General features: G+C 45.2%; 3 protein-coding genes. All 3 read right to left on the bottom strand.

Going from position 1 to position 3,797, the window contains the following annotated elements:
• Positions 1–34 precede the first annotated feature (34 nt).
• Positions 35–739: an L-ribulose-5-phosphate 4-epimerase gene (locus tag J6I68_RS05360; protein WP_292218191.1), complete on the bottom strand. Its 705-nt coding sequence runs from the start codon at positions 737–739 to the stop codon at positions 35–37.
• A 151-nt stretch (positions 740–890) separates the two neighbouring features.
• Positions 891–2,483, bottom strand: a complete 1,593-nt coding sequence (locus J6I68_RS05365; RefSeq protein WP_292218192.1) for a xylulokinase — start codon at positions 2,481–2,483, stop codon at positions 891–893.
• Between the two features lie 14 nt (positions 2,484–2,497).
• The gene (locus J6I68_RS05370) at positions 2,498–3,580 is read right to left on the bottom strand and encodes a GntR family transcriptional regulator (RefSeq protein WP_292218194.1); all 1,083 of its coding nucleotides are present in this window, start codon (positions 3,578–3,580) and stop codon (positions 2,498–2,500) included.
• Positions 3,581–3,797: the final 217 nt, after the last annotated feature.

A 3,797-nucleotide genomic window follows, 5' to 3' on the forward strand; every position in this document is an offset into this window, starting at 1 on the left:
ATTGTAACACACCTTGGCCAGATTTGATGCTTAGTTATTTTGCGGATCCCTGGCCATAGTAAGCGTTAGCTCCGTGTTTTCTGTAGTAGTGCTTGTCCTGAAGTTCCTGTGGAGCAGGCTTAACTTCTGGATTTATAACCTCGCACCTATAGGCCATCTTGGCAACTTCTTCAGTAACTACTGCGTTGTGAACTGCCTCATGAGCATCTTTTCCCCAGGTAAATACTCCATGATTCTTGCAAAGAACTGCAGGTACAGCCACAGGATCTTTTCCCATAAGGTTAAATTCATTGACGATGAGGTGTCCTGTATTCTCTTCATAAGCAGTCTCGATCTCATCCTTGTTAAGACATCTTACGCAAGGGATCTCGCCGTAGAAGTAGTCAGCATGTGTGGTTCCGTAGCATGGAATGCTCCTGCCTGCCTGAGCCCAGCTGGTTGCATAGGATGAATGTGTGTGAACAACACCTCCCACATCCTTAAATGCCTTATAGATCTCAACATGAGTTGGTGTGTCTGATGATGGGTTAAGCTTACCTTCCACCTTGTTGCCATCAAGGTCCATGACCACCATATCATCAGGAGTCATAGTATCGTAGTCAACACCACTTGGCTTAATTACAAAAAGGCCGCTTTCTCTGTCAATCTCGCTGACATTACCCCAGGTGAAGGTTACAAGGTTATACTTGGGCAAAAGAATATTTGCCTCATATACTTTTTTCTTAAGTTCTTCTAACATTTCATTTTCTCCATAATCATTGTATTAGGCCGCATTATAAAATGCGACCTAATTATTGCTATCTTGTAATCAATAAGGAAGTTCCGCTGTCGCTTCGCTCCCCGGAACTAAGTAGTACACTAAGCTCGAAAAAACCTCGCCAAGTGATTACTTAAAGTGAATCTACTGCTGCTCTCTCTACTGCAAGACCAGCCTTGTAATCTTCCATGAACTTATCAAATCCCTTTACATCTGCAGGATCCGGATCACAGGTCTCAACCTTACCACCTACAAACACTTTGTTCTTTAAGTAGTTTTCAAGGGTCTCGCCATCTTCCTTCTGGCACATGTATCCTGCAAGGATTGCCTGTCCCCATGGACCGCCCTCTCCTGCTGTCTCCATGAGCTTGATGGATGTGTTAAGGGCTGCTGCCATTACTCTGTCACCAACACCTCTGACCTTAAAGAATCCGCCCTGACCAAAGAAGAAATCAGCCTTTACATTTTCTTCCTTCATAAGGATATCGTTACCAACCTTAAGGGCTCCAAGAGCTGTGTAAAGGTGTGTTCTCATGAAGTTTGAGAGATTGAACTTGTCATCTGGTCTTCTTACAAACAGAGGTCTTCCCTCGTTAAAGCCAGTGATGCTCTCACCTGAGAAATAGTTATATGCAAGAAGTCCGCCGCAGTCAGCATCTCCTTCCATAGCCTTCCGGTAAAGTGTCCCGTAAAGAGTATCGTCGTCAACGTCCTTACCAATTGCTCCTGCAAACTCTCTGAACAGTCCAACCCATGCGTTAAGATCTGATGTGCAGTTGTTGCAGTGAACCATGGCAACTTCTTCTCCTGAAGGAGTTGTAACAAGGTCAAGCTCTGGATAAGCCTTTGAAAGGCTGTGCTCCAAAACAACCATTGAAAATACTGAAGTTCCAGCTGAGATGTTACCAGTTCTTACTCCTACTGAGTTTGTGGCAACCATTCCTGTTCCAGCATCTCCCTCTGGAGGACAAACTGCGATGCCTGCCTTAAGTGTTCCTGTTGGATCAAGCTTCCTAGCGCCTTCTTCTGTGAGCTTTCCTGCTGATGCGCCAGCTGGAAGTGACTTTGGAATGATGTCTCTTATCTTCCATTCAAAGTTCTTACCAGCAATAAGCTCATCAAACTGATCCAGCATCTTTTCGTTGTAGCTGCAAGTTGCAGAATCAATAGGGAACATTCCGGAAGCATCACCAACGCCAAGAACCTTCTCCCCTGTAAGCTGCCAGTGAACATAGCCTGCAAGAGTTGTGAAAAAGTCGATCTTTGAAACGTGCTCTTCACCGTTAAGTATTGCCTGATAAAGGTGCGCAATACTCCATCTCTGTGGGATGTGATATCCAAATACTTCAGTAAGCTCGTCTGAAGCCTTCTCTGTAATAGTATTTCTCCAGGTACGGAATGGAACAAGAAGCTCTCCAGCCTTGTCGAAAGCCATGTAGCCGTGCATCATTGCTGAAAAGCCCATAGCACCTACTGTTGTAAGCTTTTCGCCGTACTGTTTTTCAACATCTGCAGCGAGCTTACCATAGCAGTCTCTAAGGCCTTCCCAAACATCATCGAGAGTGTAAGTCCAGATACCGTTATCCAGTCTATTCTCCCATCCGTGTGACCCTGACGCGATAGGGTTGTACTCAGCATCTGTGAGCACTGCCTTGATCCTGGTTGAGCCAAACTCAATACCAAGAAAAGTCTTTCCCTCCGCAATAGCCTTTTTTGCATCTCCCATAATAAAAACCTCCTTTATTTTTTCCTCTTATATATTGAATCTCTAAGAATTACATCCTCTTCAAACTCATATGTCGCGTTGAATAAAAGCTTACCTTCATGGATCATCCTTATCATGTTCTGAGCAGCCTTTTTCCCAAGCTTCTCCTTGGGGTGAGGAATTGATGTAAGCTTAAGCCCGTTAACACCGTTCCTTGCTATATCAGAATCATCCATGCCCACAATGGACATCTCCTCCGGAACCTTTATCCCGCTATCCTCAAGAGCTTCTATCACTATGCCAGCCACCTGGTCGTTATAGCAAAAGACTGCGCTGCACTCCTTAAGTCTCTCCATGGTCCTTGAAAGAGCTCTTTTCCCATCCTTGATGTCGATGGTATCGATCCAGTTGACATGGTCATAGGAAAAAGGAAGTCCAGCCTCCATGATTGCCTTAAGGTAACCCCTGTATCTCTCGCGGCCCTGGCCGTCGTCCAGTTTAAGTACACATCCGATATTCTCATGACCTGCATCAATAAGGGCCTTCACCGCCTTGTATGCACACTCTGCATCGTTAAGTGAAACATGGGGAAGTGTCAGCTCCGGATAGAAGCTGTTTATCAGAAGGATCTTGACCCCCTTGTTCTGGAGCTTCCTGTACAGGTCCATATTGGGACTTGGAAGAGCGCTCTTAACCGGCTCCATGATAATACCCGCAACATCGCTCCTGCTTAATATGTCAGTAAGGATCTGCCTCTCTTTTCCCACAGTGTTGTTGGAAAAAGAAAGAAGCATGGAATAACCCTTTTCACTTAAGGTACTCTCTATGCCCCTGATGGTACTGGGAAAGATGTAGTCATCAACATAAGTTGTGACAACTGCGATCACGTTCCTCTCCCCTTCAGCAGCTCTCTGGTCTGATACGAAAGTACCACTGCCCTGCCTGGTCTCCACAAGGCCGTCATCCACAAGCTTGGAGATAGCGTGCCTTACCGTCTGGCGGCTAAGCCCAAAGGTCTCACACAGTTCATTTTCCGAAGGGATCTTTTCCCCGGGAGAGAGCTTACCTGTATCGATTTTTTCTGTTAGCCATTTAATAACCTGTTTGTATTTAGACACTTTTTCACCCTATAAATTCTGCTTATTTACTGCTATTTCAGCATAAAATTTCCCGCACCACATGTCAATAAACACAATGTACAATTTATCCAAGTTGTATATGTACAAGTTTGCCTAAAAAATAAAAACAAGACAGGGGTGGACCATGGGGACGGGGTAAGTGGTTCATTGGGATGACTCCCAATGAACCACTTACCCCGTCCCCATGGTCCACCCC

Source organism: Butyrivibrio sp. (genome assembly GCF_017940685.1).
Lineage (GTDB): Bacteria > Bacillota > Clostridia > Lachnospirales > Lachnospiraceae > Butyrivibrio.